Raw genomic sequence first — 19231 nt, forward strand, 5'->3', positions numbered from 1 at the left:
GGACGGGAGAGACGACGATGCCCGAAGAACAGCGCCAGGGGCTCGAGGAGCAGCCGGAGGCGGTGCGCGCCCTGGTGGGCCGGACCATCACGGTGACGGAGGCCTTGACGGGGATTCCGAACAGCCGGCCCTACCTGCTCCGCGTGGAGGAAGCCAAGCTCACCACCGTGGAGGGCTCCGACACCGTATGGGCGACCGGTGACCGGCTGCGCATGGACGGCACGCCTGCGCGCCGCAAGCGTGGGAACCGGTGCACGGTCGCGTTGCTGGGCGGGTGGACGGAGGTCCTCGGTTTGCCCGCGCTGCCGCCGCGCGAGTGGCGCATGCGGGCGGTGGGCCTCACGCAGTACGCCGAGCGGGCCCGCCGGTACATCGCCCTGACGGAGATTGACCAACTCGGCACTTACCGGCATGCCGTCGTCGGTCCGGACGGCGGCGAGGAGGTGATCCAGGTCCTCAGCGGGGACGAGGTGGTCGACCTGGTGGCCGATGTCCTACGGCACGACGGGGTGACGCTCGAGCGGCACCGGGACGATGTCACCCTGCGGCTGCGCTACGCCGACGGCCGGCCTGCGGTGTTTTTGGGCCCGGTGAACACGTAGCCGAGCGGCCGGAGCGTGTGGCGGGGATCGTCCTGGTGGATGGTCCCCGCTTCTGTTTCTGCATTCCCCTACCCCAGAAATTTACATGGGTGTACTATTCGGGGTGTTGGTGGAGAGCAACCACCGACGGACCACAAAGCGAGGAAACCCTTATGTCTTCTGCCGTTTTTCCCGGCGTTCCCGCGCTCGCGGTGAATGCGTACTCCACGGCAACGCGCGCCGTGTCGACGTTCGTCCCCGGCAGCGCCGGCCAGCAGATGGCCGACGCGCTCGCCGAGTGGGGCGTGACCGTCCACCACGACGACGACGCCGGTAACTCCTGGCTCCTCGTCAACCTGGACGGCGACGACTTCCCCGGCGTCGGCACGCCGCACCTGGTCGCCTACGTCTACGACTGGGAAGAGGACGCGCTGTTCGTCGACGAACCCTTGGAGGGCCGGGCTGCCACCTGGCGCGTGAACTTCAACAACGGCCGTGCCGAGGCGCCCGTGTTCACCGGCAAGCGGACCGACCCGGCCACCGACACCGCCCAGTGCGCCGCGTTCATCGCGGACTACCTCACCGCGCCCCCGGCCGCCACCGCTGACGGTGTGCTGCTGGACGAGCTGGAGACGTACGGGATCACCGCCGAGCTCGACGCGTCGTGCTACCTCGTGCCGCTGCCCGCGGCCGCGGCCGACGGTACGGAGTACCTGACCATCTCCGGCAGCGACGAGACGACCGTCGACCACCCGGCCGCGGAGCACCGGGGTTGGACCGTGTGGCGGCACTCCGCCAACGGGGAGCCGATCGGGGACGCGCTCCTGGAGCACCCCGGGACCGCCCTGGTGGACTGCGCGGCCCACTCCGTCCAGGTCGCCGAGACGGTCGCCGCCTACCTCTCCGCGCTCAGCGGCTCCCACCTGTCCTGACACAGCTTGCCGGGGCGCGACGTTCCCTCATGCGCCCCGGCATCTTCCGCAACCCATGTCCCTGGAAGGACACCGATGGACTCCGTCGACTTCACCCCGAAGGACATCCCCACCCTGCGCCGGGCCGCACGCTACCTGCGCCGCACGGAACTGGAGCTGCCGAACACCGCGCACCAGTTGACCCACGACGCCATCCTCATTTCCGCTCTGCGGCTGGACGGCAAGGCGGACGAGCTGGGCGCCGTCCCGCCCGCCGTCGACACCGCTCTCCTCGGCCACATCAGCCGCGACCGGATCGCCGCGCTGTCCGGCGAGGAACTCGACGCCTTCACCGAGGCGGTCGCCGCCGTGCGCGCCCTCATCGACGACGTACGCGACGAGCGGTCGCCGCGGTCCACGTGCGGCGGACTCCACGACCACGCCGGGCACACCTGGACCCTGTACGGCCGCCCCCGCTACTGCTGGGGTAACGGGCCGTTCCTGAACAAAAACGCCTACGGCAAGTGCGGGGCCCACTGGCCGCACCCGGCGCACGAGATGGGCCGCTACTACGAGCCGTGTCCGGGGGTGCTGGCCGAGCCCACGGACCAGCCGGCCCCGGCCGCGGACGGCACCAACGGCACGCCCGCCGTCGGGGGCCCGTCCCCGTTGTGCGGGACCCGCTGGCCGCACCCGGAGCACCGGATCGGCGCCTCCTACCGCAATTGGTGCCCGGGGGTTCCGGACGCGCCGGAGCAGGACCCGGGCGACGCCGTCAAGTAGCCCACCCCGGCCGGGCGCCCCGCGCGCCCGGCCCCCCGCTCACCACCCGCCCGAGCCCCCGGCAGGAGTTGCGAGATGACGCCGTACGAGCGCCTCATGGCCGAAGCCATCCCGACCGGCAGGTTCGGCCGCTCGGACGTCGACAGCCAGGCGCGCAAGACGCCGGCCGCGACGTCGACGCCGGAGCAGCAGGCCGCGCGCCGCGCCGTCCTGGAAGAAGCCCAGCACGGTTGGCGCCTGCCGGACGAGCGCTCGCAGCGGAACCGTGAGCGCACCGCCGAGCGCAAGCGCGCCGCCCGCCCGCGTCACCTGCGCGTCGTGCCCGACCCGAACGACACCCGAGCCGCTTGACCCTCACACGCCCAGGAAGGCACCGCCATGCGTTGGACCGTCACGCCCCGCCGCCGCAAGCCGAACTCCGGCCGCTGGAGGGCCGACCGCACCGAGTTCGCCCGCCGCCGGCCGTGGCCGCTCGGGCTCCCCAGCCTGTCCGTCCCCCGCCCCGCCTGACCCCCCGATCACCGCCGCGGTGCACCACCCGGCGGCCCAACGAGAACGGAGCACCCCGTGCCCGAGCAGCTCACCTATCCGTACTGCTACACCGACGGCCAGAACCACCGTTTGAACCTGCGCACCGCGGTCGACGGGAACGGAGAGCCGTACGTGTGGGTCGAGGCCGAGAACCTCGCCCACGGCGGCGACCAGGTGTCCATGTGGCTGACGATCGAGCAGGTCGCCGAGCTCGACGCCGCGCTCAACACCGGCAGCGAGTACCACGCCGCCGACCACACGGGCGACAGCCTCAGCGTGACGCCGAGCGCCCCCTGGACGACGTTCACCGTGACCCGGCAGGCGAACGACGACGAGGAGTCCGCCACGGTGCCCGTCGTCGTCCTCACCGGCCGACTGCCGGAGCTGCGCGACGCGCTCGCCATGACCGCGCAGTTCGCGCAGCAGCGCATCGCCGCAGGAGCGCGGAAGCCGTACGTGCTCACCCCGGCCGAGCACGACCGGGCGTGGCACGCGATCGAGGGTGCCGCCGGCGAGCCGGGGGCCGACCCGGGCACGATCCTGCGGGCCGTCCTCGGCGCGCTCCAGATCCTGCCGCCCAGCGCCGAGGACTGGCAGGCCGCCCGTGAGGAACTGCACGGCCGGGTGGGCAGGAAGCCGTCCCGTGGCGAGTGAGCCGGCCGCGGGCCGCGCGCTGGCCTGCCACTGGTGGGACGACGGGCACGGCGGCCGCTATCTGATCCCCGGGTGTCACGCGCGCGTGGAGAACCCCGACCTCGAGGTGTGCCACTGCCCCACGGTCGAGCAGCAGCTCGAGGCCGCGCGCCGCAAGGACGCCGCGGCCGGCCGGACGCTGCGCGGTCTGCAGGCGTGGCATGACGCGATCGTGCGGGCCGTCTACGACCACCCCGACGGGCTCGCCATCATGAAGGCCGCCGCCGGCCTGGCCGAGCGTGGGTACGGCAGGAGGGCGTGCCGTGCGTAGCGTCTCCCTGGACCGTGGCCGTGCCGAGCGTCGGGCCCAGCTCGAGGAGCTGCAGTTCGACGACCACTTCGCAATTTTCCGCGGCCGCCGGGAGCCGGTCGACCACTGGTCGGACCTGCTGTTCCAATCGACCTGGTGGCAGGACGCCGACCGGAACATCTGGCGCCTGGACGAGCTCGACACGATGCGGTGCAGCCGGATCTACGGGTTCATCGCCCAGCACGAGGACGAGACCGGAACGCGCTTGGCGTGGGAGTCGACCCACGGGCCCATGCCGCGAGGTGCTGTGGCGTTCGACGCGTATGAGCGCGGCCGGGCGCAGCTCCTGGAGATGGTCAGCGAGCGTGGGTGGATTCACCGCACTGACCTGATGGTCGCGCTGCAGCGCCGCATGCGGAGCCTGCCCGCGGTCGAGGGCACGTGCTTCTGCGGCTACCCCGTCGCCGGGGACTGGGATCACTCGGCGTGTCACGCCGGGATGGAGATTGCCTGACCGGCTGGGGGGTGCCGCCCGGCGGCCGCGCGATGGGGTGCGGCGGCCGGGCGGTATGTTTCCCACCCCCAAGCATTGTAAAGAGCTTTACGATTACGGTAAGGTGCATTACATGACAGAGATTGCGTACACCGCGAACTACGTGACCCAGGAGCAGCTCCAGCGCGCCTATGCCCGACTCGGACACACCTCCCCCACCCCCAAGTGGGCGGCGACCTTGCTGATCCGGCCGAGCCTCACGATGGCGTGGGCGTGCCCCGTCCTCGCGTCGGACCGGACGGAGGAGCACCCGGCCCTGTACGACTGGCACGTCATCGCCGAGGCCGGTGAGCTGGACTGGCCCCCGCTCCGGCCCGAGGAGGACATCTGGCCGGCCCTGCTGGCGAAGGACCCGCTGCCCACCGGGGAGCGGGCCGAGCGTCAGGCGGCCATGCTCGGGCAGACCGTCGAGGAGATGCACCACGCCGCGCTGCGCCGTCACTACCTGTCCGACGCGCACATCGGCGGGATGAAGCGGAACAAGACCGACGTCAACTTCGACCCGGTCGTGCGGGACTGGGACGTCACCGCGCGCGAGCTCGCCCAGTTCCTCGACACCCACCGGCCCCCCAAGCTGACCGCGGAACAGCGGGTGATGGTGCAGGGCGTGCGCCTGGCCGAGTTGGAGGCGCAGGTGGCGGACGCCAAGGACAGCCTGGGCCAGCTGATGCGCAACGCCGCGCGCGAGCAGGGCGAGAGGCTGCGGCGCGGTTTCAAGGCGGACATGACGGCCTGGTCCGGGAAATCGCGCCCCACCGTGGACGCCTGGCTGGCGGACGCGGGTTGCTGCGAGGGGCCGGTGCCCGACGAGATGGATGAGACCGCCGCCCGCATCCTCTACACCGACGAGGGGGAATCCCAGTGAAGTACGACGTCACCCGCGCGTGCGGGCACCAGGAGCGGGTGGAGCTGACCGGCCCGACCAAGCGGCGCGAGTGGGCTCTTGAGCGGATGGAGCAGGGCGACTGCAGCGACTGCGTGGACGCCCAGCGTCAGAAGGAGAACGCGGAGAACGCCGCGGCGGCGCAGGCCGCCGGCTGGCCCGCGCTGACCGGCAGCGAGCGGCAAGTGGCGTGGGCGGAGACGATCCGCGCGGCCGCCGTCGTCAAGGTCCGCGAGTCCGCGACCTGGTGGCCGGAGAAGTACCCGGAGGTGACGGGGGACCCGGCCGGGATCATCGAGGCGGCGATGCTGGCCCAGACGTCCGCGTCCTGGTGGATCGACAACCGTGGTGGGGAGATCGCCGCGGCCGTCGCCCTGGCGGCCGCGGATGTCGCGCGCGCCCTGGGCATGTTGAAGCCGCTGGAGCGTGACGACCTCGGGCCGCACGTCCTGGTTCGGCCGTTGATCGAGCTGCCCGTGCCGGCTTCGTACGGCATGCGCTCGACGGTCCGCGCGGCGTTGTGCTCGTGCGGCTGGCTACCGGAAAACCAGTGGGAGGCCGCCATGTCCGCGCGTGACCACATCGAGAGCCTCAGCGAGGAGGAGCGGGAAGCGATCCGCAGGGCGCACCCGCAGGACGAGCCGCACGCGTGCACGGAGGGCCTCGGGCTGCGCAAGTGCTTGATGCGGCCGTACCTCCGGCGGTAGCCCCGTGGGGCGTCCGCCCCGGCATGACCAAAGGCACCGCACCTGTCAGTGCGATGCGGAAGAGTGAGCGGGGCGGAACCAGGCGAATTGGTTCCGCCCCGTACCAGTATCTACAGAGACGAGGAAGCGTGACCAGCGTTGACCCGGCCGAGGTGATTGTCGAGTCCCTCGGGCGCATGGCCGTCCGCGGGCGGACCTACCCGCGGCCGTTGCCCGATGAGTTGGCCCCGTGGCACTGCTATGTCTTGGACGGGGGGCACAGCATCCTCGCCGTCCTCGACGACGGCTCCCTGGGCGACGCCCCGCCCCGCCAGGCGCTGCTGGACCGGCTGGTGCCCGCGCCGGTGCGGGCCGTGGAGCGGGCCGGCTGGCGGGTGGTCGACGGGTTCGTCCTCTCCCCGCTGCCGTACGACCCCGACATCGACCTGGTGGTCGAGAAGGAGGACGAGGAGTTCGACGGCGGCCGGGGAGGGATGTGATGGGCAAGCCGGGCCGTGGCCTGATCCCCCAGGCCGGCGACGACGCCGAGAAGGTCACCGCGCTGGCCGTGAAGCGCACCCGGCGGTACCTCGCCGAGGTCCGCAAGCGGTACCCGGACGCGTTCGCTCAGCTCAACCGCATGGTGCGGCAGAAGGGCGCCCCGGGGATGCCGGACTGGCCGGACTGGTGCTGGCTGCCGATGGGCGCGTCGTACGCGGTTGCCTCCGGGGGCGGGCTCAACCGGCTCACGGCCACCGACCCGCGCACGGCGGACATGGGCCGGCTCGCGGCACTGGCGGCGTGGCGCCTGACGAAGGGGGTGTACTGGCTGGAGGCGGACGCCCAGGACCGACACATCCGCCGGCTGTGGAAGGCGCCGGGCGTGCCGGCCGACCCGGTGTTGCGCCAGGAGCGCTACACCGGCGGCATGCCGCAGCACTGCGTGTACGTGGCGCTCCCCCAGAGGAACCGGCCGACGCAGGTGGGACCGTTGCCGTGGCCGCTGGGTGTGTTCATCCACCTCGAGCACGACGTGAACAACGGGCGGCCGGAGCTGCGGATCGTGGTGGACACGGACGGCACCTGGGAAGGGCTCGCCCCGCACCCCGTGATGCTCGACCGGCCGACGCTCCTGGCCTCCAGCCGTGAAGGGGCGCACGAGTCCCTCGCCACGGTGCTGCAGCACTTCCCCGGCCTGGGGGACAACGAGGACCCCGCGGAGGCGCTGGCGAAGTTCTCTCAGACGCTGCCGTTCCAGGTGTGGCCCGTCGTCGAGGCGGTCACGGACCCGGACGTAGTGATCAGCCGGTGGGACATGCCGGGCGAGCGGCCCGAGCGGGCCCGGCCGGTGCAGGACAGCGGCGGGCCGCGGTGGGAGCCGGCGAACGAGCCGGTCCGGTGGCGGGTGAGCCTGGAGGCTCCGCGCCCTGGGCTGCGCGCCATGTGACCGGCGGCTGCGGGCGTCAACTGTCCTATGCTGCAGGTGAGGTCCACACGCGCGGAGGCCCGGCCACTCCCTATGGCCGGGCCTCCGTGCGTTCTGGTGTGAGGCGCCTACTTGGCTTCCTTCTTCATACGGGCGAGAACCGCGTCGAACACAGTGGGATCCTCGACGAAGGCCTCCAGCAGGTGGCGTTCTACCTCGACGCGCGGGATGCGGCCGCGGTTGAGGGCGTCCGCCAGGGCGAGGGCGCGCCGTTCGACGTTGCGGCGGACCGCGGGGGGGATGCCGCTGCTCGCCGGGAGCTCCTTCGGCTCGGCGTTCTCCAGGACGCCCTCGAGCATGCGGGCGATCTGGTCGGCGTCCTCGTTGTCCTTGAGTGCCAAGTCGTCGGGCAGGAGCTTGACCAGGTCCCGGAGCCGTTCGGCTGTGACCTTGTCCGCGCCGTGCTGCTCGACGGCGATCTCGTACAGGGCGACGCCGGCGTTCAGGCCGTACTTGTTCTTGAGCGGAACGAGCTCGCGGACCTGTCCTTCGGGGGCGTTGTAGCCGCGCGCGGCGAGGGCCTCCCCCAGGGTCCAGGCGGCGCGGAGCTTGGAGCACCGCGACTGCTTGATGCCGTGCTCCAGCCAGGCCCATTCCTCGATCGTCTGGTAGTACTCGCCCGGCTGGAGCTTGTGGGGGATGCGCCGGAACAGGCGGCCGACGGCCATGGTGTCCAGCGACTTGCCCGCGATCCAGAACGCTGTCGACAGCAGCTCCACGCCGCTGACGCAGACGTCCAGGCGTTCCTTTTCCTCGGCGGTCAGGTCGCCTTCGCCGGCCGGGGCGACCGGGTCGGGGATCTTGTCCAGGCCGGGCCTGACCGCCTCGACGGCGGCCTCGACCTGCTCGGCGATCAGCCGGGCCTGTGTCTGCTGGCGCTGGACCTCGCGAGTTGTGTCGACGGCCGTGAGGGTGTCCGCGGTCGTCTCGGGTTCGTCTTCGTCGCCCCAGCCCAGGCCGAAGGTGTCGTCGCTCATGCGGCCTTCACCAGCCCTGCGTTGGCGGCGATCGCGCGGAAGAAGTCCGCGGTGTCCGTGCGGGGCCGGAACTGGCAGACGGGCAGGCCCTGGTTGCGGGCCTCCTTGATGTCGGCCGACCGGACGGGCACCTCGCCCAGGCACCGTACGGTGGGGTGGCTCTTGAGTAGCTTGTAGACGGCGGCGTCGAAGTTCCCCATGGGCTTGGTGACGCGGCCGATGACCAGGCCGAGGACCTGGAAGTCGTCGCGCTCGGCGCGCGCCATGGCCCGCTTGTGCTGGGCGAGCTGCCGCTTGAGGCCTTCCATGGACCACTGGTCGACGTCGGTGAGGATGATCGCCGCGTCCGAGCCGACCAGTTGCGAGTCGGTGTCCAGCTCGAGGGCGGGCCGCTGGTCGACGAGGATGTCGTCGAACAGGCCGCGCAGCTTGTCGAGCATCAGGCGGTACAGCGTCAGGCCGGTCCCGGTGTCGCGCAGGGCGACGGACAGGCCGGCCATGTCCAGGCTCGCCGGGAGGACGTGGATGCCGGGCACCTTCGTCTCGCGGATGAGCGGCTGGGGGTCGAGGGCGTCGAGTACGGCCTTCGCCTGGGTCAGGTCGTTGGGGCCGGGGACGGGGACCTTGAAGCCGGTGGTGGCGTTGCACTGGGGGTCACCGTCGACGACGAGGACGCGGCGGCCGTGCTCGGCGAGCGCGCCGGCGAGGTTGATGGTCGACGTCGTCTTGCCGACGCCGCCCTTCTGGTTGCACATGGCGATGATCCGCGCGCGTCGGTCGCGGTCGCCTTCCTTGCTGATCGGTGGCGTGCTGAGCGCCTGGGCGCCGATGACGGGCCCGGTGGTGGTTTCTGCCATGGGAGGGACGATAGTCAGACCGTCGCCCCGTTTCGGGCAGCGAGTCCGTATCCGTGCTGGATCCGGTACGTGGTAAGGCCCCGTACGTCACTCGTACGGGGCCCGGGGTGGTTGCCCAATTGGGCAAGAACGATCTTGGTCAGGTGTAGTCGACGGCTGCGCGTTCCTCGGCGGTCAGCGGCGGCTGGGTGAGCTGCGGTTTCAGGGGGCCCACGGCGGCCGCAATGAGGGTGCCGGGGTGGGCGAGGACCTGGGGGCCGGCCTGGAGGGTCATGACGTCGGTGAGGGCCCGCGCGACGCGGCCGGAGCCGGTGGCGGTGTAGGTGAGGCGGTCAACGAACCGGGCGGCTGCCCGCTCGGCGAGGGTGGGGCCGGTGGCGGTGGCGCCCTCGTAGAAGACATCCGTGCCGGTGGCGAACACCCAAGCGATACTGGTGTGCCGGGCGACGGCTTTCTGGACCCGTGCGGCCAGGCCAGGGGAGTTCCAGCCGTGACGGCTGATCGTTTCGCCTAGGGTGACGGCGCTCTGCGCCGCGACGGACATGCCGTGTCCATAGGTCGGGTTGTACGCGGCGACCGCGTCCCCGAGCACCAGGAGGTTCTCGGGCATGGTGGTCTTCTCGTAGAAGCGGCGCCGGTTGGCGGTCATGTGCGTGACCTGCACGGAGGTGAGCGGCTTGGCCTTGTCGAGCAGCTCCCCGACGATGGGGTGGCGCAGTCCGAGAGCGAAGCGCTGGAAGTCCTCGGGGTCGGCTGTGGGCTGGCCGCCGCGGGTGCCGGCGAGGGTGACGAGCCAGCGGCCGCCCTCGATGGGCAGGATGACCCCGGTCTGGCCGGGCACGCCGGCGCGGGGGTCGGGCTGCACGTTGATGATGGGCCAGGAGGCGGGCAGGCCGGGCGGGGCCTGGTAGATGCGGCTGGCGTAGACGAGGCCGGAGTCGACCTCGCGGGTCTCCGGCTGCGGTGCGCCGAGCTCGCCGAGCCAGTGCGGGGTGCGTGAGCCCTTGCCGCTGGCGTCGACGACCAGGTCGGCGAGGAGGGTGTCCTCCTCCCCGGTGTCCCGGCGGATGGTGACGCCAGTGACCGCCGTGGCGCTGCCGGTCAGGCCGAGGACGGTGGTGCGTTCCATGACGGTGACGCGGCCGCCGGCGTGCTTGAGGAGTTGGCCGCGGATCACCCAGTCGAGGAGGTCACGGCTGCAGGCGATGGAGTAGTGGCTCTCTGGCCAGCGCCGGTACCAGCCCTTCGGGCTGTAGGCGACCATGCCGGTGGTCAGCGGTACGCGGTGGGCGCCCGCGGCGTCGAGTTCCTTGGCCGTGCCGGGCAGCAGGGCCTCAATGGCGTCGGCGCCTCCGGACCACAGCATGTGCGTGTGGTGGGCCTGGGGCAGGCCGGTGCGCGGCTCCGGCTTCTCGGGGAGGGCGTCGCGTTCGATGACGATGACCTCGGTCACGTCTGACAGTGCGCGGGCGGCGAGCATGCCGGTGAGGCTGCCGCCGATGACGATGGCGCGCCGATGCTGCGGGGAGGCGGTGCTCATGAGGTCACGCTTCTTTCTGGGCTGGCCGCGGCCCAGCGGACTGCATGATCCTTGGGGAGCCTGCGGATGGCGCGGGAGATGGAGACGAGGTCGCTGATGCTGTCGATGGGCGGCCGGGCGGACTGTTCGCGCATCCTGTCGTCGCCGGCCTGCAGGCGGGCGACGGCGGCCGTGACGGTGGCGGCACCGGCCAGGGCCTTGGCCTTGGCGGGCTTCGCGCCGCCTTCGCGGTAGGCCTGTTCGGCCTGGTCGTACTGGGCGGCGTCCATGTACGGCTGGAGCAGCCGCATGGCGTCGCGTACGAATGTGCGGCGCTGGGTCAGGCGCAGCTCGAGCGGGGCGAAGCGGCCAAGGGCGACCGGCGCGGAGGCCGCGGGTACCGGCTGCAGGAGGCGGGCCAGGGGTGCGAGGGCTCGGTACTCGCGGCGGGCGGCCGTTCGCTGGACCATGCGTTCACCGGCGTGGGGGACGATGAAGCCGAGTGCGACCAGGATCCCGGCGATGCCTGCGATGGGCGGGGCGAGGTCGGTGCTGAGCCAGTCGAAATCGGTGCGGCCGGTCCACCGTGCGATGACGGCCGCGAGTTTGGTTATGTCGTAGGCGAGGTTCATCACATAGCCGACGCTGAGCAGGACAACGCCGGCGTGCAGCCAGCCGGTTCCGCGGACACGGCTTTCCCAGGTCCACAGCAGAGCGGACGTGACCAGGACGGCCCCGGTGTGCCCCAGCAGGTAGAGCACGATCATTTCCCGCATCCACGGGGTGGTGGCGTAGTAGGTGTCCAGGTCCCGCAGCCGTTCGACGCTGTGGTCGCTGAGGGCGAAGCAGGTCCAGAGCGCGGCGATGAGGGTGGCGTAGCTGCCGTACACCCACCAGGTGGTGCGGCGCAGGCTCTCGGGGGTGCCGCCGCGCCACTTGACGATCAGCAGCAGGCAGGAGGCGCTGAAGCCGGTCAGCAGGCTGTAGACCCAGGGCGCGGCGAAGTTGGTGATGCCGGTGTAACGGTTCACCGCGGCGATGGTGGAGGGGGCGGCGAAGAAGAACACCCCGCATGCGGCGAACAGCAGGCCCGCGGCCTGGCGCGCGAGGGGGTTGCGGCCTCCTCGCAGCACAGACGGCAGCTTGTAGCACAGGCCGATGCCCAGAGCGACGGCGATCGTCCAGAACCAGGTACTCATGCTCACGACGTCAGACCTGCGATCCGCGGTAGCCGAGCGCGTTGCCGATACGGCGGGCGACGTCGTCGAGTTGGGTAGTGCCGGGGGTGGCGAGCCAGGCGTTCATGCGGCTGCCCATGAGGAGACCGAATCCTTCGGCCGCGACCTCGTCCTCCTGGTGGGAGTGGGAGCGGGCGGCGACACGGCGGGCCAGTTCGGGCCAGTCGACGCTCTCGCTCAGTGCCGCGCGGGCCGCGACGGCAGCGCCGCCGAGGTCGTGGCCGCAGTGCCCGGCGTGCATGTGCCACAGCTCATGTCCGAGGACGACGAGCTGGTGATCGGGGGTGAGGTTCTCCTCGACCACGATGACGTCCTGGTCCTCGAGGTCCAGCCACAATCCGGTGGTGCTGTTCGCCATGGCCTCGGGGAAGGGGCGGATGGACAGGGTGACCGGGCGGCCGCCGCGCCGGTCGCTCATGGCCTGGCACAAAGCCTGGAAGACGATCCGGGGTTCGGCCGGGACGTTGACCGTCGCGGTGACAGCGGCGCCGAGGTCAGCCATCAGTTTGCGCTGCTCCTTAGCGACCGAGCGCGGCATGGGCCACTTCATCGGCCTCCCTCCGAGTTCTGCAAGCGGTCGAGCTTGGTGTTGACCGATCTCAGCTCCTCGGCCATGGAGGCGACCATCTGGGCGAGCGCCACCCAGTTCTGCTTTTCCATCATCGGGCTCCTGCCCGAGATGCTGCGCACGCCAAGGTCGGCGAGGGTCTTCTCCGGGTCGGCCTGTACTTCCAGGTCGAACACGACCGGCTGCAGTTCTCTGTTGAGGGCGTCGGCCGGCGAGTCGGTGAGGAAGCCGGGGGCAACGCCGTAGTACTTGCACAGGGCGTGACCGACCACGAGGTTCGGCTTGGCGTCCCCCGCGACCAGTCTTCTTACCCACACGGTGGTTTGACCGATCGCGGCGGCGATGTCGCGCACGTCCTTCGGCTGGCCGTCGTCACCGGTGTGTGTCTCGTAGAGGAAACGCACCCGCCGGCGCACCATGGCGTCCGGGTCTTCCGTCGGCGGCTCGCCGCCGTCCAGCAGGGTGCGAACGTCCGTCTCGGTTACGCCCGTTGCCTGTGACAGGCGCGCAGTGTTCAGGACCTCGTCGAGGGGCTTCCCGCACATACTGCACAGCTTCCCAATGCGGGCCAAAGTCTCCGTAAGGGGAGGGTAAGGGTCATTCACGAGCGCTTCTTCCTTGCGGTGTCAGGGAGTCCGAAAGGCGTACGAGGGACAAAGCTATGCCCTCAAGCCAGCACAGGGGAACGAATGTTGCCCAACCGAGAACGTTCGTTGACAGGTGCGAGTGCGGCATTGCAAGATCCGAGTGCGGAAGCGGATCATCCGGCCACTCCGCGTGATCGACTGCGGGAGTTTGTGCTGCCCGCAACACAAACCCTCACAGAGAGCTATGCCATGCCTACATCAGCAGGTTTGTTTCCGGCCGCAGGCCGGGCATCCCAGCATTCGAACTAACATTCGCATGTCGCGGCTCATGGGACGGAGTCAACCGTGACCATCTCTGACGCAACACCCCACAACCCGGCGGCGGGCTCCCTCGAGGAGATGCTCGCCGGCGCTCTGGGCACGGTGAGCTCTGTGCACTTCACCATCGGCCCCGAGGCCTCCCCCACGGAGGCAGTCGACAGCATCAGCGCGAGTGCCGCGCTGGTCCTCCCCCGCCTTCTGCACGGGGCCCCCGAGGCTGCGGAGAAGCACGCCATGGTGCAGGACGTCCTCACCGAGCTCGTCGACATCACCGCCCGGCACAAGGCCAGCCTTGATCTGGTCGTCCACATCACCTACGACGGCGAGCACATCCTCGTGTCGGCGGGTGACATGGACCGCCCGCTGCCCGCTCCCGAGGAAGAACCGGGCCTGTACCTGGTGAACCGCATCGCCACCGAGATCAGCCAACACGCCGGCGACAACGGCGGCCGCATCACCTGGGCCGCGATCGACGTCCGAAGATGAAGGCTCCCGGGCCCGACCTGGCGGAGGCCCGGGGCATGCAGAAGGGGCGCCAACCTGGCCCGGTCAGCGCCCCTTTGACCTCCCCGCCCGACCTAGCCCGGGGGGCGGAGGACTGCTCGACACCGAGCATACAGGCCACTAAAACCCGTTACCGGGGGTACACGTCCCCTTACTCGCTTCTGGCGGAGAAGGTGATCATGCCCTGTTGGAACCTCAGCCACAGAAAGCACGCCACGGCGATACGGGCAGCCGAACGGGCTGGTGCGCGTATGTTTCGGGTGACCCCCACCGGACAGTTACCACGCTTCCCCTTGCTGCCTGCCCTGGCCCGAGACTAGGCGCGCCTGGCACGGCTTCGGCAGCGCCCGCCCCGAGGACCGCAGCGCTTGCGCGAGGACCACAGGGCATCCCCTGATGACGCGGTAGCCACCCCCCACGCTGAACCCCCGTGTCTGTCAGATAGGAGCAGGTCTCTGACCTGCGGAAACGTCGGCGATCTATTCCGCCTGGGCGAATACATCTCCGCCTCGAGGGGCCAGATGTATTCCGCCTAGCGGTATAGATCGACCCGGTCAACCTCATCTCGGCGACACACGAATACATCTCTGCAAAAGTTGCGCGGGGTGGTAAGTTTTGCGTGTCAGACCAACCGAAGGAGCAGGTCAAGTGCCCACACCTGCAAGGCGCCCAGCCCCGCAGCCGGTAGCCCCGCAGCGCCTTGCCCCCGTTCCGGCGCCGGCGCCCTCCGAGGACCTGCTCCGCAGCATGGTCAAGGCGCTCGACAACGTCGCCGCCAACGGCGGAACGATCAGCGCGGACCCGCCGAAGCAGAAGTACCAGTTCTACAGCGGCAACCACACCAGCGTGGACCAGGTGATCCAGGCGAGTCTGTGGCGGTTCGGCCTGACGAGCATGGCCCGCAACCTCCTCGACCACATGGCCACCGAGCACAATGAGGACGGGCAGCTCCAGACCACGCAGAAGGAACTGGCCAACCACTTCGGGTGCTCGCAGCCGAAAGTCAGCAAGGCACTCGGCGAGCTGTTCACGCACAATTTCGCCTGGAAGGTTCGCAGGGGGGTCCTCCAGGTGAACCCGACCTACACCTACCGGTGGGGCAGCAGGAAACACCGCTCCCTGATGACGAAACTCGGGGCGGCGACGCTCCGAGAGCACACCATCGTGATCCCCGAGCCAGGGAGGCCGTCATGAGCGACGTCGCGCTTGTCCGCAACCCCGACATGTTCGAGCGCCTGCCAGACGCGGGCCTGGGCAAGACCGCGCGGGACGTCTTCGACATCCTGCAGGCGAGGCAGGAGCCCGCCGGCCTGGTCCGCATCACCCAGAAGGAGCTCGCCCAGCGCCTGGGCATCACGGTGCCGTCGGTGTCGCGTGCCATAGGGGATCTCAAGGACCGGGGCCTGGTCCACCCGCGGACCGTGCACGGCAAGGTGCAGATTCACCCGCTGTTCGCCGCGTACGAGTCGGCCGCGCACATGGTGAACCACCTTAAGGACCAGAGCACGCACCTGTGGCCGCTGAATTTCCCCGGCAAGACTGTGCCGTTGCCGGCCGGGACCGACCCGCGGTCAGGCACTTCGTTCGACCCGGACCCCGATGGTGGGGAGGATGCGCCCCTGCCCGAGGCGCTGCCCACACTCCGGCTCGCCGGCTGACTCCTGCCGGGTGGACGTCAGCCGGCGCGGCGCAGCCGGCTGGCGGTGTCGGCGACGACCGAGGCCCAGTCGCGGTCCGGGTACCAGGCGACGGGAAGTCCGTCGGTGCGGTCGACGACCGCGTACGGGGCCGGGCGGCCCTGGTAGCGCATCCCGTCCTGGGGGCGCTCGTCGACGGTGAACCGGGCCTCGGGCCGGGCGTCGCCCACGAGGCGGGCGAAGTGCTCCGCCAGACGCGCGGTGTCGACCGCGGCCGGCGGCGTAGGCGAGCGGCGGCCGGCTGGCGGGGGCAGCCGGTCCGGGGTCACGCCGAGGTCCTCCAGGACCTCGGGGAGGGCGCCCAGGTTCCTGGTGATGATGTACTCGTTCTGTTCGTCGACGGTGCCGATCTCGCACCGCTCGAGCCGGGCGTAGCCCTCGAGGAGTTCCGCGAGCGCCTCCTGGGCGGTCTCCTCGTCACCCCGTGCACGCGCACCGTAGATCAGCCCGACCAGGGGGCCGTACAGCGTGGCGAAAGAGTTGGGCACAGTGTGCTCCTTCCCCTGGCGAGACGGCTGTATGCCGCACGCTACTGCCCTCCAGGACAGTCCTGGATAACGGGCCAGGGCGCCCCCTCCTCCTAGATGCTTTTCGCGCGCGCAGCTCACGCGCCTTGCGGCGCGGCTGGTAAGGAGGGAGGGGGCGCCCTGGCCCGTTATCCGAAATCATGATCAGGTGGTGTCGCGGTACGGTGCGTCATGGATCCGCTGCACGTACGTAAGGCGCAGCTCCGGGTCCTTCCGGGTGCGAAGGACACCGCGGCGTCGGCCAAGACGGACAACCGTTGTCAGGCTCTCGCGTGACAGGCCCAGGTCCTGAATGTGCGCGGCCGCGGCCGGCATGGGGATCCACTGCTCGTAGGGGAACCGCATCAGGGCCGCGTCGATTCCCGAGGTCGGGACGGGCGCCAGGGCGTGCGAAGTCATCAGGTGCTCCTCTCGTTCGGGTACGGCGCCCGCCGGGTTGCTCTCCCGACGTTCACCTGCAGCGCGAAGGTTACAGGTACCCCAGGTAAATTGACCATCGGACAGTTGTACGGTGACGGCCGCGAGTTGGCCGGTTATGCTGCTTTGGCGCCATAGCGGAAGACGATCCTCCCCCGCCCCAACGGGTTCACCGGTCAGTCCGAACCGCAACCCCGGGCGCACAGCCGGCACATGGGGGGTCTTCACGCCGTGACCGACACTGACGCAACCATCGACCAGCTCATCGCGGCCGCGGCCGCGGGCGGAAGCGACGCCCCCGCAGCGATGCGGGCCTTCTACCGCCGCATGAACAGGACCGTCTACAACTGGGTCTGTCACTACGTCCGTGACCCGCACACCGCCGAGGACCTCGCCCAAGAGGTGTGGATCAAGGTGACGCAGAACGTAGGCCGGTACCGGCCAGGCACGAACCTCACCGCCTGGCTGAGCACCATCACCCGCAACACCGCCATCGACTACCTGCGCAAGGAACAGCGGCGGCCCACCGAGGTCCTGCAGGCCGACCACCTCCAGCTCGACCGGCCCCGGCCGGGCCTGACGGTGGAGCAGCAGGCCGAACGCCGGCAGCTCGCCGAGGCCATCGCCGAGCGGATGAACCAGCTCAAGCCCGACCAGCGCACCTGCCTGAAACTGCGTTTCTTCGACGGCTGCAGTCCGGCGGATACTGCGCAGATTATGGGCAAGACTGAGGGAGCAGTACGCACCCTGACGGTACGGTCATTGCGCCGTCTCGCCCAGGTCCTGCCGGAGGGAGGCTCGTCCGCCGACCTGGAAGAGGAGCTGCTCGCCATTGCGATGGGCAGAGGGAAAGTTGTCGGGATACGGGTGCAGACCGCGCCGAAGCAGGAGAGGGCCCAGCATGTTGCGACGCAAAGCTGACAAGACAGCCAAGCGCCTTGAGCGTGCTCTCGATGGCGGCCCGATCCCACACGACGCTGACGCCCGACACGCCCTGATGGCAGCAGGTGCCCTGGCCCCTGGTCACGTTCGCAGCCCCGAGCGGATCAAGCAGACCGAGGACGTCATGATGGCGGCCTTCATGCGGACCTTGAACCCGCTGGAGAGCCGCGACGACGCTGGCACCGGTGACGGCCTGGAGGAGACGGAACTGCACCGCGAGGTGGTCGAGCTCCCCGACGGCGCCGAGATCATCATCTCGGACCTCGAGGAGATCACCCCCGAGCTCCTGCAGGAGAGCGCCGGGTTGGTTGCCGAGATACTCGCCCGCCGGGCAAAGGACCACCAGAGTTGAGCACCTCCAGCAGTGACAAGATCGACATCGTCGTCGGCAACTTCAAGGCCGACGCGATGCTGGTCAACGTCGGCGGCACGCGCACCCTGTTCATGAGGCAGCGCCAGACGTTCAGCACCGCCGTACGGCATGTGCGCAACGTCGTCCCGGGCATCACGCTTGAGGCCGCCGAGCGGATGGTGCGGGAGCAGTGCCCGGAGTTCCGGGACCTCGACGACATGCTCGGGCTGAACACCCCCACGCTGCCGAGCGTGGAACGGCCGCTGGCCGAGCCAACCGAGGAGGCCGACAAGGAGGACCCCCGCCGTAAGCGCCGTCGCCGGGCCGCCCTCGTGGCCGCGCTCCTGCCCGCGCTGGCCGCGAGTTGGGCTCTGGGCCGGTACACGGACACCGCCGGCCCCACCGCGGAGGAGAGCAGCACCAGCGCCCCGGACGTCACCGTGGACACTGCCGGCTCGGAATCCGCGGAATCCGCAGCGCCCTTTGACGACTCGCAGTTCCAGTTCTTTGCGGGGTCCAGCAAAATCGAGTGCAACCCGATCAGCGTTCTTGAAGCGGAGTGCACCGACGCTGACGGCATGGTGATGTCCACCAAGGCCGCCACCGGCCCGGACTCCACGATCTTTACGTTCTCTTACGGCAGCGAACGCATCGGTCTGCGGATCTTCTACGACGCCGACTATGCGGACACTTGGGCGCGGCAGGACGGTTCCCGGGAGTTGTACCCGGGCATGAAGATGCATGGCCGCTTCGTGCTGTGGGGCACCGATTCCAAGCGGATCGCGGAGTACATGAAGCTCCTGGTGGACGCGGACCGTGCGGTCGGCCCCACCGCCATGGGCGGCGCGGCACCTCTGCCGCCGCGCCTGGCTGCCCTCACCCTGGGCACGCTGGGCCTGGACCAGAGCGACGTGGGCCGGATCATCGCGCGTCCCGCGGTAGCGACGACTGACGCCCCCGCCATGGTGGCCGCCCGTCTCGTTCTCGGCCTGGACACCACTCCCGTACCGAGCGCGCCCGGAGGCGAGGACATCGTGGCGCTTGCCGCTGGTATCGAGCCCAGTCCCCCGGCCAGTGCTACCCCTGACGTGGTGATCGTGCCGACGCGCCCCAGCACAGGCACCGCCCCGGCGGCGCCCGTCGAGAGCAGCGCCCCGGCGCCGACAGCTCCCACGACCGCGCCGTCGACGACTCCGAAGGCGCCGGAGGGACCGGCCACGACGACACCCGCACCGAGCGAGCCCGAGCACACGCCCCCGGCGCCGAGCGCGCCGCCGGCCACGGCGGACCCGGCACCCGAGCAGTCGCAGGCCCCCGCCCCGGAGAAGCCGGCCACGGCGGACCCGGCACCCGAGCAGTCGCAGGCCC

At 70.4% G+C, this 19231-nt stretch carries 25 protein-coding genes and 1 pseudogene; 18 read left to right on the top strand and 8 right to left on the bottom strand.

Annotation, left to right across the window (positions count from 1 at the left end; genetic code table 11):
• Positions 1–17: 17 nt before the first annotated feature.
• The 12 genes from FHS37_RS32990 (at position 18) to FHS37_RS33040 (ending at position 7318) form a co-directional block, all read left to right on the top strand.
• A complete protein-coding gene (locus tag FHS37_RS32990) occupies positions 18–602 on the top strand; it encodes a hypothetical protein (RefSeq protein WP_184828054.1) in 585 nt (194 codons plus the stop codon).
• Positions 603–754: 152 nt separating this feature from the next.
• Positions 755–1513 carry a hypothetical protein gene (locus tag FHS37_RS32995; RefSeq protein WP_184828056.1) on the top strand — a complete coding sequence of 253 codons (759 nt, stop codon included), beginning with the start codon at positions 755–757 and terminating at the stop codon, positions 1511–1513.
• A gap of 75 nt (positions 1514–1588) precedes the next feature.
• Entirely contained in the window at positions 1589–2275 is a 687-nt protein-coding gene (locus tag FHS37_RS33000) for a hypothetical protein (protein WP_184828058.1), read from the top strand.
• A 75-nt stretch (positions 2276–2350) separates the two neighbouring features.
• Positions 2351–2626, top strand: a complete 276-nt coding sequence (locus FHS37_RS33005; RefSeq protein WP_184828060.1) for a hypothetical protein — start codon at positions 2351–2353, stop codon at positions 2624–2626.
• Positions 2627–2653: 27 nt separating this feature from the next.
• On the top strand, positions 2654–2785 hold the full coding sequence (locus FHS37_RS40650) for a hypothetical protein (protein ID WP_268254615.1): 132 nt from the start codon (positions 2654–2656) through the stop codon (positions 2783–2785).
• Positions 2786–2842: 57 nt separating this feature from the next.
• Positions 2843–3460: a hypothetical protein gene (locus FHS37_RS33010; protein ID WP_184828061.1), complete on the top strand. Its 618-nt coding sequence runs from the start codon at positions 2843–2845 to the stop codon at positions 3458–3460.
• Positions 3450–3770, top strand: coding sequence for a hypothetical protein (locus FHS37_RS33015; RefSeq protein WP_184828063.1), 321 nt, complete (start codon positions 3450–3452; stop codon positions 3768–3770). Before FHS37_RS33010 ends, FHS37_RS33015 begins: the two co-directional genes overlap by 11 nt.
• The gene (locus FHS37_RS33020) at positions 3763–4263 is read left to right on the top strand and encodes a hypothetical protein (protein WP_184828065.1); all 501 of its coding nucleotides are present in this window, start codon (positions 3763–3765) and stop codon (positions 4261–4263) included. The genes FHS37_RS33015 and FHS37_RS33020 overlap by 8 nt, the downstream gene beginning before the upstream one ends.
• 112 nt (positions 4264–4375) lie before the next feature.
• Positions 4376–5167 carry a hypothetical protein gene (locus FHS37_RS33025; RefSeq protein ID WP_184828067.1) on the top strand — a complete coding sequence of 264 codons (792 nt, stop codon included), beginning with the start codon at positions 4376–4378 and terminating at the stop codon, positions 5165–5167.
• Positions 5164–5892, top strand: a complete 729-nt coding sequence (locus FHS37_RS33030; RefSeq protein ID WP_184828069.1) for a hypothetical protein — start codon at positions 5164–5166, stop codon at positions 5890–5892. Before FHS37_RS33025 ends, FHS37_RS33030 begins: the two co-directional genes overlap by 4 nt.
• A gap of 128 nt (positions 5893–6020) precedes the next feature.
• A complete protein-coding gene (locus FHS37_RS33035; protein WP_184828071.1) occupies positions 6021–6371 on the top strand; it encodes a hypothetical protein in 351 nt (116 codons plus the stop codon).
• Positions 6371–7318 carry an AcrVA2 family anti-CRISPR protein gene (locus tag FHS37_RS33040; protein ID WP_184828073.1) on the top strand — a complete coding sequence of 316 codons (948 nt, stop codon included), beginning with the start codon at positions 6371–6373 and terminating at the stop codon, positions 7316–7318. The genes FHS37_RS33035 and FHS37_RS33040 overlap by 1 nt, the downstream gene beginning before the upstream one ends.
• Positions 7319–7425: 107 nt before the next feature.
• On the opposite strand, the gene FHS37_RS33045 is transcribed toward FHS37_RS33040, so the two are convergent.
• From FHS37_RS33045 to FHS37_RS33070, 6 genes are all read right to left on the bottom strand, one after another.
• Positions 7426–8334 carry a hypothetical protein gene (locus FHS37_RS33045; RefSeq protein ID WP_184828075.1) on the bottom strand — a complete coding sequence of 303 codons (909 nt, stop codon included), beginning with the start codon at positions 8332–8334 and terminating at the stop codon, positions 7426–7428.
• On the bottom strand, positions 8331–9191 hold the full coding sequence (locus FHS37_RS33050; RefSeq protein ID WP_184828077.1) for a ParA family protein: 861 nt from the start codon (positions 9189–9191) through the stop codon (positions 8331–8333). Before FHS37_RS33050 ends, FHS37_RS33045 begins: the two co-directional genes overlap by 4 nt.
• 139 nt (positions 9192–9330) lie before the next feature.
• Positions 9331–10731 carry an NAD(P)/FAD-dependent oxidoreductase gene (locus tag FHS37_RS33055; protein WP_184828079.1) on the bottom strand — a complete coding sequence of 467 codons (1401 nt, stop codon included), beginning with the start codon at positions 10729–10731 and terminating at the stop codon, positions 9331–9333.
• A complete protein-coding gene (locus FHS37_RS33060) occupies positions 10728–11909 on the bottom strand; it encodes an MAB_1171c family putative transporter (RefSeq protein ID WP_308439525.1) in 1182 nt (393 codons plus the stop codon). The genes FHS37_RS33055 and FHS37_RS33060 overlap by 4 nt, the downstream gene beginning before the upstream one ends.
• Positions 11910–11919: 10 nt before the next feature.
• On the bottom strand, positions 11920–12450 hold the full coding sequence (locus tag FHS37_RS33065; RefSeq protein WP_184828082.1) for a toxin-antitoxin system, toxin component: 531 nt from the start codon (positions 12448–12450) through the stop codon (positions 11920–11922).
• A 44-nt stretch (positions 12451–12494) separates the two neighbouring features.
• Positions 12495–13061 carry a hypothetical protein gene (locus FHS37_RS33070; protein ID WP_184828084.1) on the bottom strand — a complete coding sequence of 189 codons (567 nt, stop codon included), beginning with the start codon at positions 13059–13061 and terminating at the stop codon, positions 12495–12497.
• A 387-nt stretch (positions 13062–13448) separates the two neighbouring features.
• Here FHS37_RS33070 and FHS37_RS33075 point away from each other — a divergent pair, with 387 nt between their 5' ends.
• The 3 genes from FHS37_RS33075 to FHS37_RS33085 all read left to right on the top strand — a co-directional run bounded on the left by FHS37_RS33075 (position 13449) and on the right by FHS37_RS33085 (position 15586).
• Positions 13449–13910 (top strand): hypothetical protein, encoded by a 462-nt coding sequence (locus FHS37_RS33075; protein ID WP_184828086.1) that lies wholly within the window; start codon positions 13449–13451, stop codon positions 13908–13910.
• A gap of 765 nt (positions 13911–14675) precedes the next feature.
• Positions 14676–15122: a replication/maintenance protein RepL gene (locus tag FHS37_RS33080; RefSeq protein WP_184828088.1), complete on the top strand. Its 447-nt coding sequence runs from the start codon at positions 14676–14678 to the stop codon at positions 15120–15122.
• Positions 15119–15586 carry a helix-turn-helix domain-containing protein gene (locus tag FHS37_RS33085; RefSeq protein WP_184828089.1) on the top strand — a complete coding sequence of 156 codons (468 nt, stop codon included), beginning with the start codon at positions 15119–15121 and terminating at the stop codon, positions 15584–15586. Before FHS37_RS33080 ends, FHS37_RS33085 begins: the two co-directional genes overlap by 4 nt.
• Positions 15587–15603: 17 nt before the next feature.
• On the opposite strand, the gene FHS37_RS33090 is transcribed toward FHS37_RS33085, so the two are convergent.
• Both FHS37_RS33090 and FHS37_RS33095 read right to left on the bottom strand, forming a co-directional pair.
• Positions 15604–16113: a hypothetical protein gene (locus FHS37_RS33090; protein WP_184828092.1), complete on the bottom strand. Its 510-nt coding sequence runs from the start codon at positions 16111–16113 to the stop codon at positions 15604–15606.
• 183 nt (positions 16114–16296) lie between these two features.
• On the bottom strand, positions 16297–16551 hold the full coding sequence (locus tag FHS37_RS33095; protein WP_184828094.1) for a hypothetical protein: 255 nt from the start codon (positions 16549–16551) through the stop codon (positions 16297–16299).
• 249 nt (positions 16552–16800) lie between these two features.
• Here FHS37_RS33095 and FHS37_RS33100 point away from each other — a divergent pair, with 249 nt between their 5' ends.
• The 3 genes and pseudogenes from FHS37_RS33100 to FHS37_RS33110 all read left to right on the top strand — a co-directional run.
• The gene (locus tag FHS37_RS33100) at positions 16801–17490 is read left to right on the top strand and encodes an RNA polymerase sigma factor (RefSeq protein WP_184828095.1); all 690 of its coding nucleotides are present in this window, start codon (positions 16801–16803) and stop codon (positions 17488–17490) included.
• Positions 17471–17863: a hypothetical protein gene (locus tag FHS37_RS33105; protein ID WP_184828097.1), complete on the top strand. Its 393-nt coding sequence runs from the start codon at positions 17471–17473 to the stop codon at positions 17861–17863. The genes FHS37_RS33100 and FHS37_RS33105 overlap by 20 nt, the downstream gene beginning before the upstream one ends.
• A pseudogene (locus FHS37_RS33110) lies at positions 17860–19231 on the top strand (hypothetical protein); the annotation flags it as partial. The gene FHS37_RS33105 and the pseudogene FHS37_RS33110, both read left to right, overlap by 4 nt.

Origin of the sequence: Streptomyces griseomycini, assembly GCF_014203535.1 — a bacterium.
In the GTDB taxonomy this organism is placed as follows: domain Bacteria; phylum Actinomycetota; class Actinomycetes; order Streptomycetales; family Streptomycetaceae; genus Streptomyces; species Streptomyces griseomycini.

What these genes read in the sequence shown, in the direction of transcription:
- FHS37_RS32995 (WP_184828056.1), top strand. Translation starts at nt 755, where the DNA reads ATGTCTTCTGCCGTTTTTCCCGGCGTTCCCGCGCTCGCGGTGAATGCG.
- FHS37_RS33000 (WP_184828058.1), top strand. Translation starts at nt 1,589, where the DNA reads ATGGACTCCGTCGACTTCACCCCGAAGGACATCCCCACCCTGCGCCGG.
- FHS37_RS40650 (WP_268254615.1), top strand. Translation starts at nt 2,654, where the DNA reads ATGCGTTGGACCGTCACGCCCCGCCGCCGCAAGCCGAACTCCGGCCGC.
- FHS37_RS33055 (WP_184828079.1), bottom strand. Translation starts at nt 10,731, where the DNA reads ATGAGCACCGCCTCCCCGCAGCATCGGCGCGCCATCGTCATCGGCGGC.
- FHS37_RS33095 (WP_184828094.1), bottom strand. Translation starts at nt 16,551, where the DNA reads ATGACTTCGCACGCCCTGGCGCCCGTCCCGACCTCGGGAATCGACGCG.
- FHS37_RS32990 (WP_184828054.1), top strand. Translation starts at nt 18, where the DNA reads ATGCCCGAAGAACAGCGCCAGGGGCTCGAGGAGCAGCCGGAGGCGGTG.
- FHS37_RS33005 (WP_184828060.1), top strand. Translation starts at nt 2,351, where the DNA reads ATGACGCCGTACGAGCGCCTCATGGCCGAAGCCATCCCGACCGGCAGG.
- FHS37_RS33085 (WP_184828089.1), top strand. Translation starts at nt 15,119, where the DNA reads ATGAGCGACGTCGCGCTTGTCCGCAACCCCGACATGTTCGAGCGCCTG.
- FHS37_RS33050 (WP_184828077.1), bottom strand. Translation starts at nt 9,191, where the DNA reads ATGGCAGAAACCACCACCGGGCCCGTCATCGGCGCCCAGGCGCTCAGC.
- FHS37_RS33080 (WP_184828088.1), top strand. Translation starts at nt 14,676, where the DNA reads ATGGTCAAGGCGCTCGACAACGTCGCCGCCAACGGCGGAACGATCAGC.
- FHS37_RS33065 (WP_184828082.1), bottom strand. Translation starts at nt 12,450, where the DNA reads ATGGCTGACCTCGGCGCCGCTGTCACCGCGACGGTCAACGTCCCGGCC.
- FHS37_RS33105 (WP_184828097.1), top strand. Translation starts at nt 17,471, where the DNA reads ATGTTGCGACGCAAAGCTGACAAGACAGCCAAGCGCCTTGAGCGTGCT.
- FHS37_RS33070 (WP_184828084.1), bottom strand. Translation starts at nt 13,061, where the DNA reads ATGTGCGGGAAGCCCCTCGACGAGGTCCTGAACACTGCGCGCCTGTCA.
- FHS37_RS33025 (WP_184828067.1), top strand. Translation starts at nt 4,376, where the DNA reads ATGACAGAGATTGCGTACACCGCGAACTACGTGACCCAGGAGCAGCTC.
- FHS37_RS33045 (WP_184828075.1), bottom strand. Translation starts at nt 8,334, where the DNA reads ATGAGCGACGACACCTTCGGCCTGGGCTGGGGCGACGAAGACGAACCC.
- FHS37_RS33060 (WP_308439525.1), bottom strand. Translation starts at nt 11,909, where the DNA reads ATGAGTACCTGGTTCTGGACGATCGCCGTCGCTCTGGGCATCGGCCTG.
- FHS37_RS33040 (WP_184828073.1), top strand. Translation starts at nt 6,371, where the DNA reads ATGGGCAAGCCGGGCCGTGGCCTGATCCCCCAGGCCGGCGACGACGCC.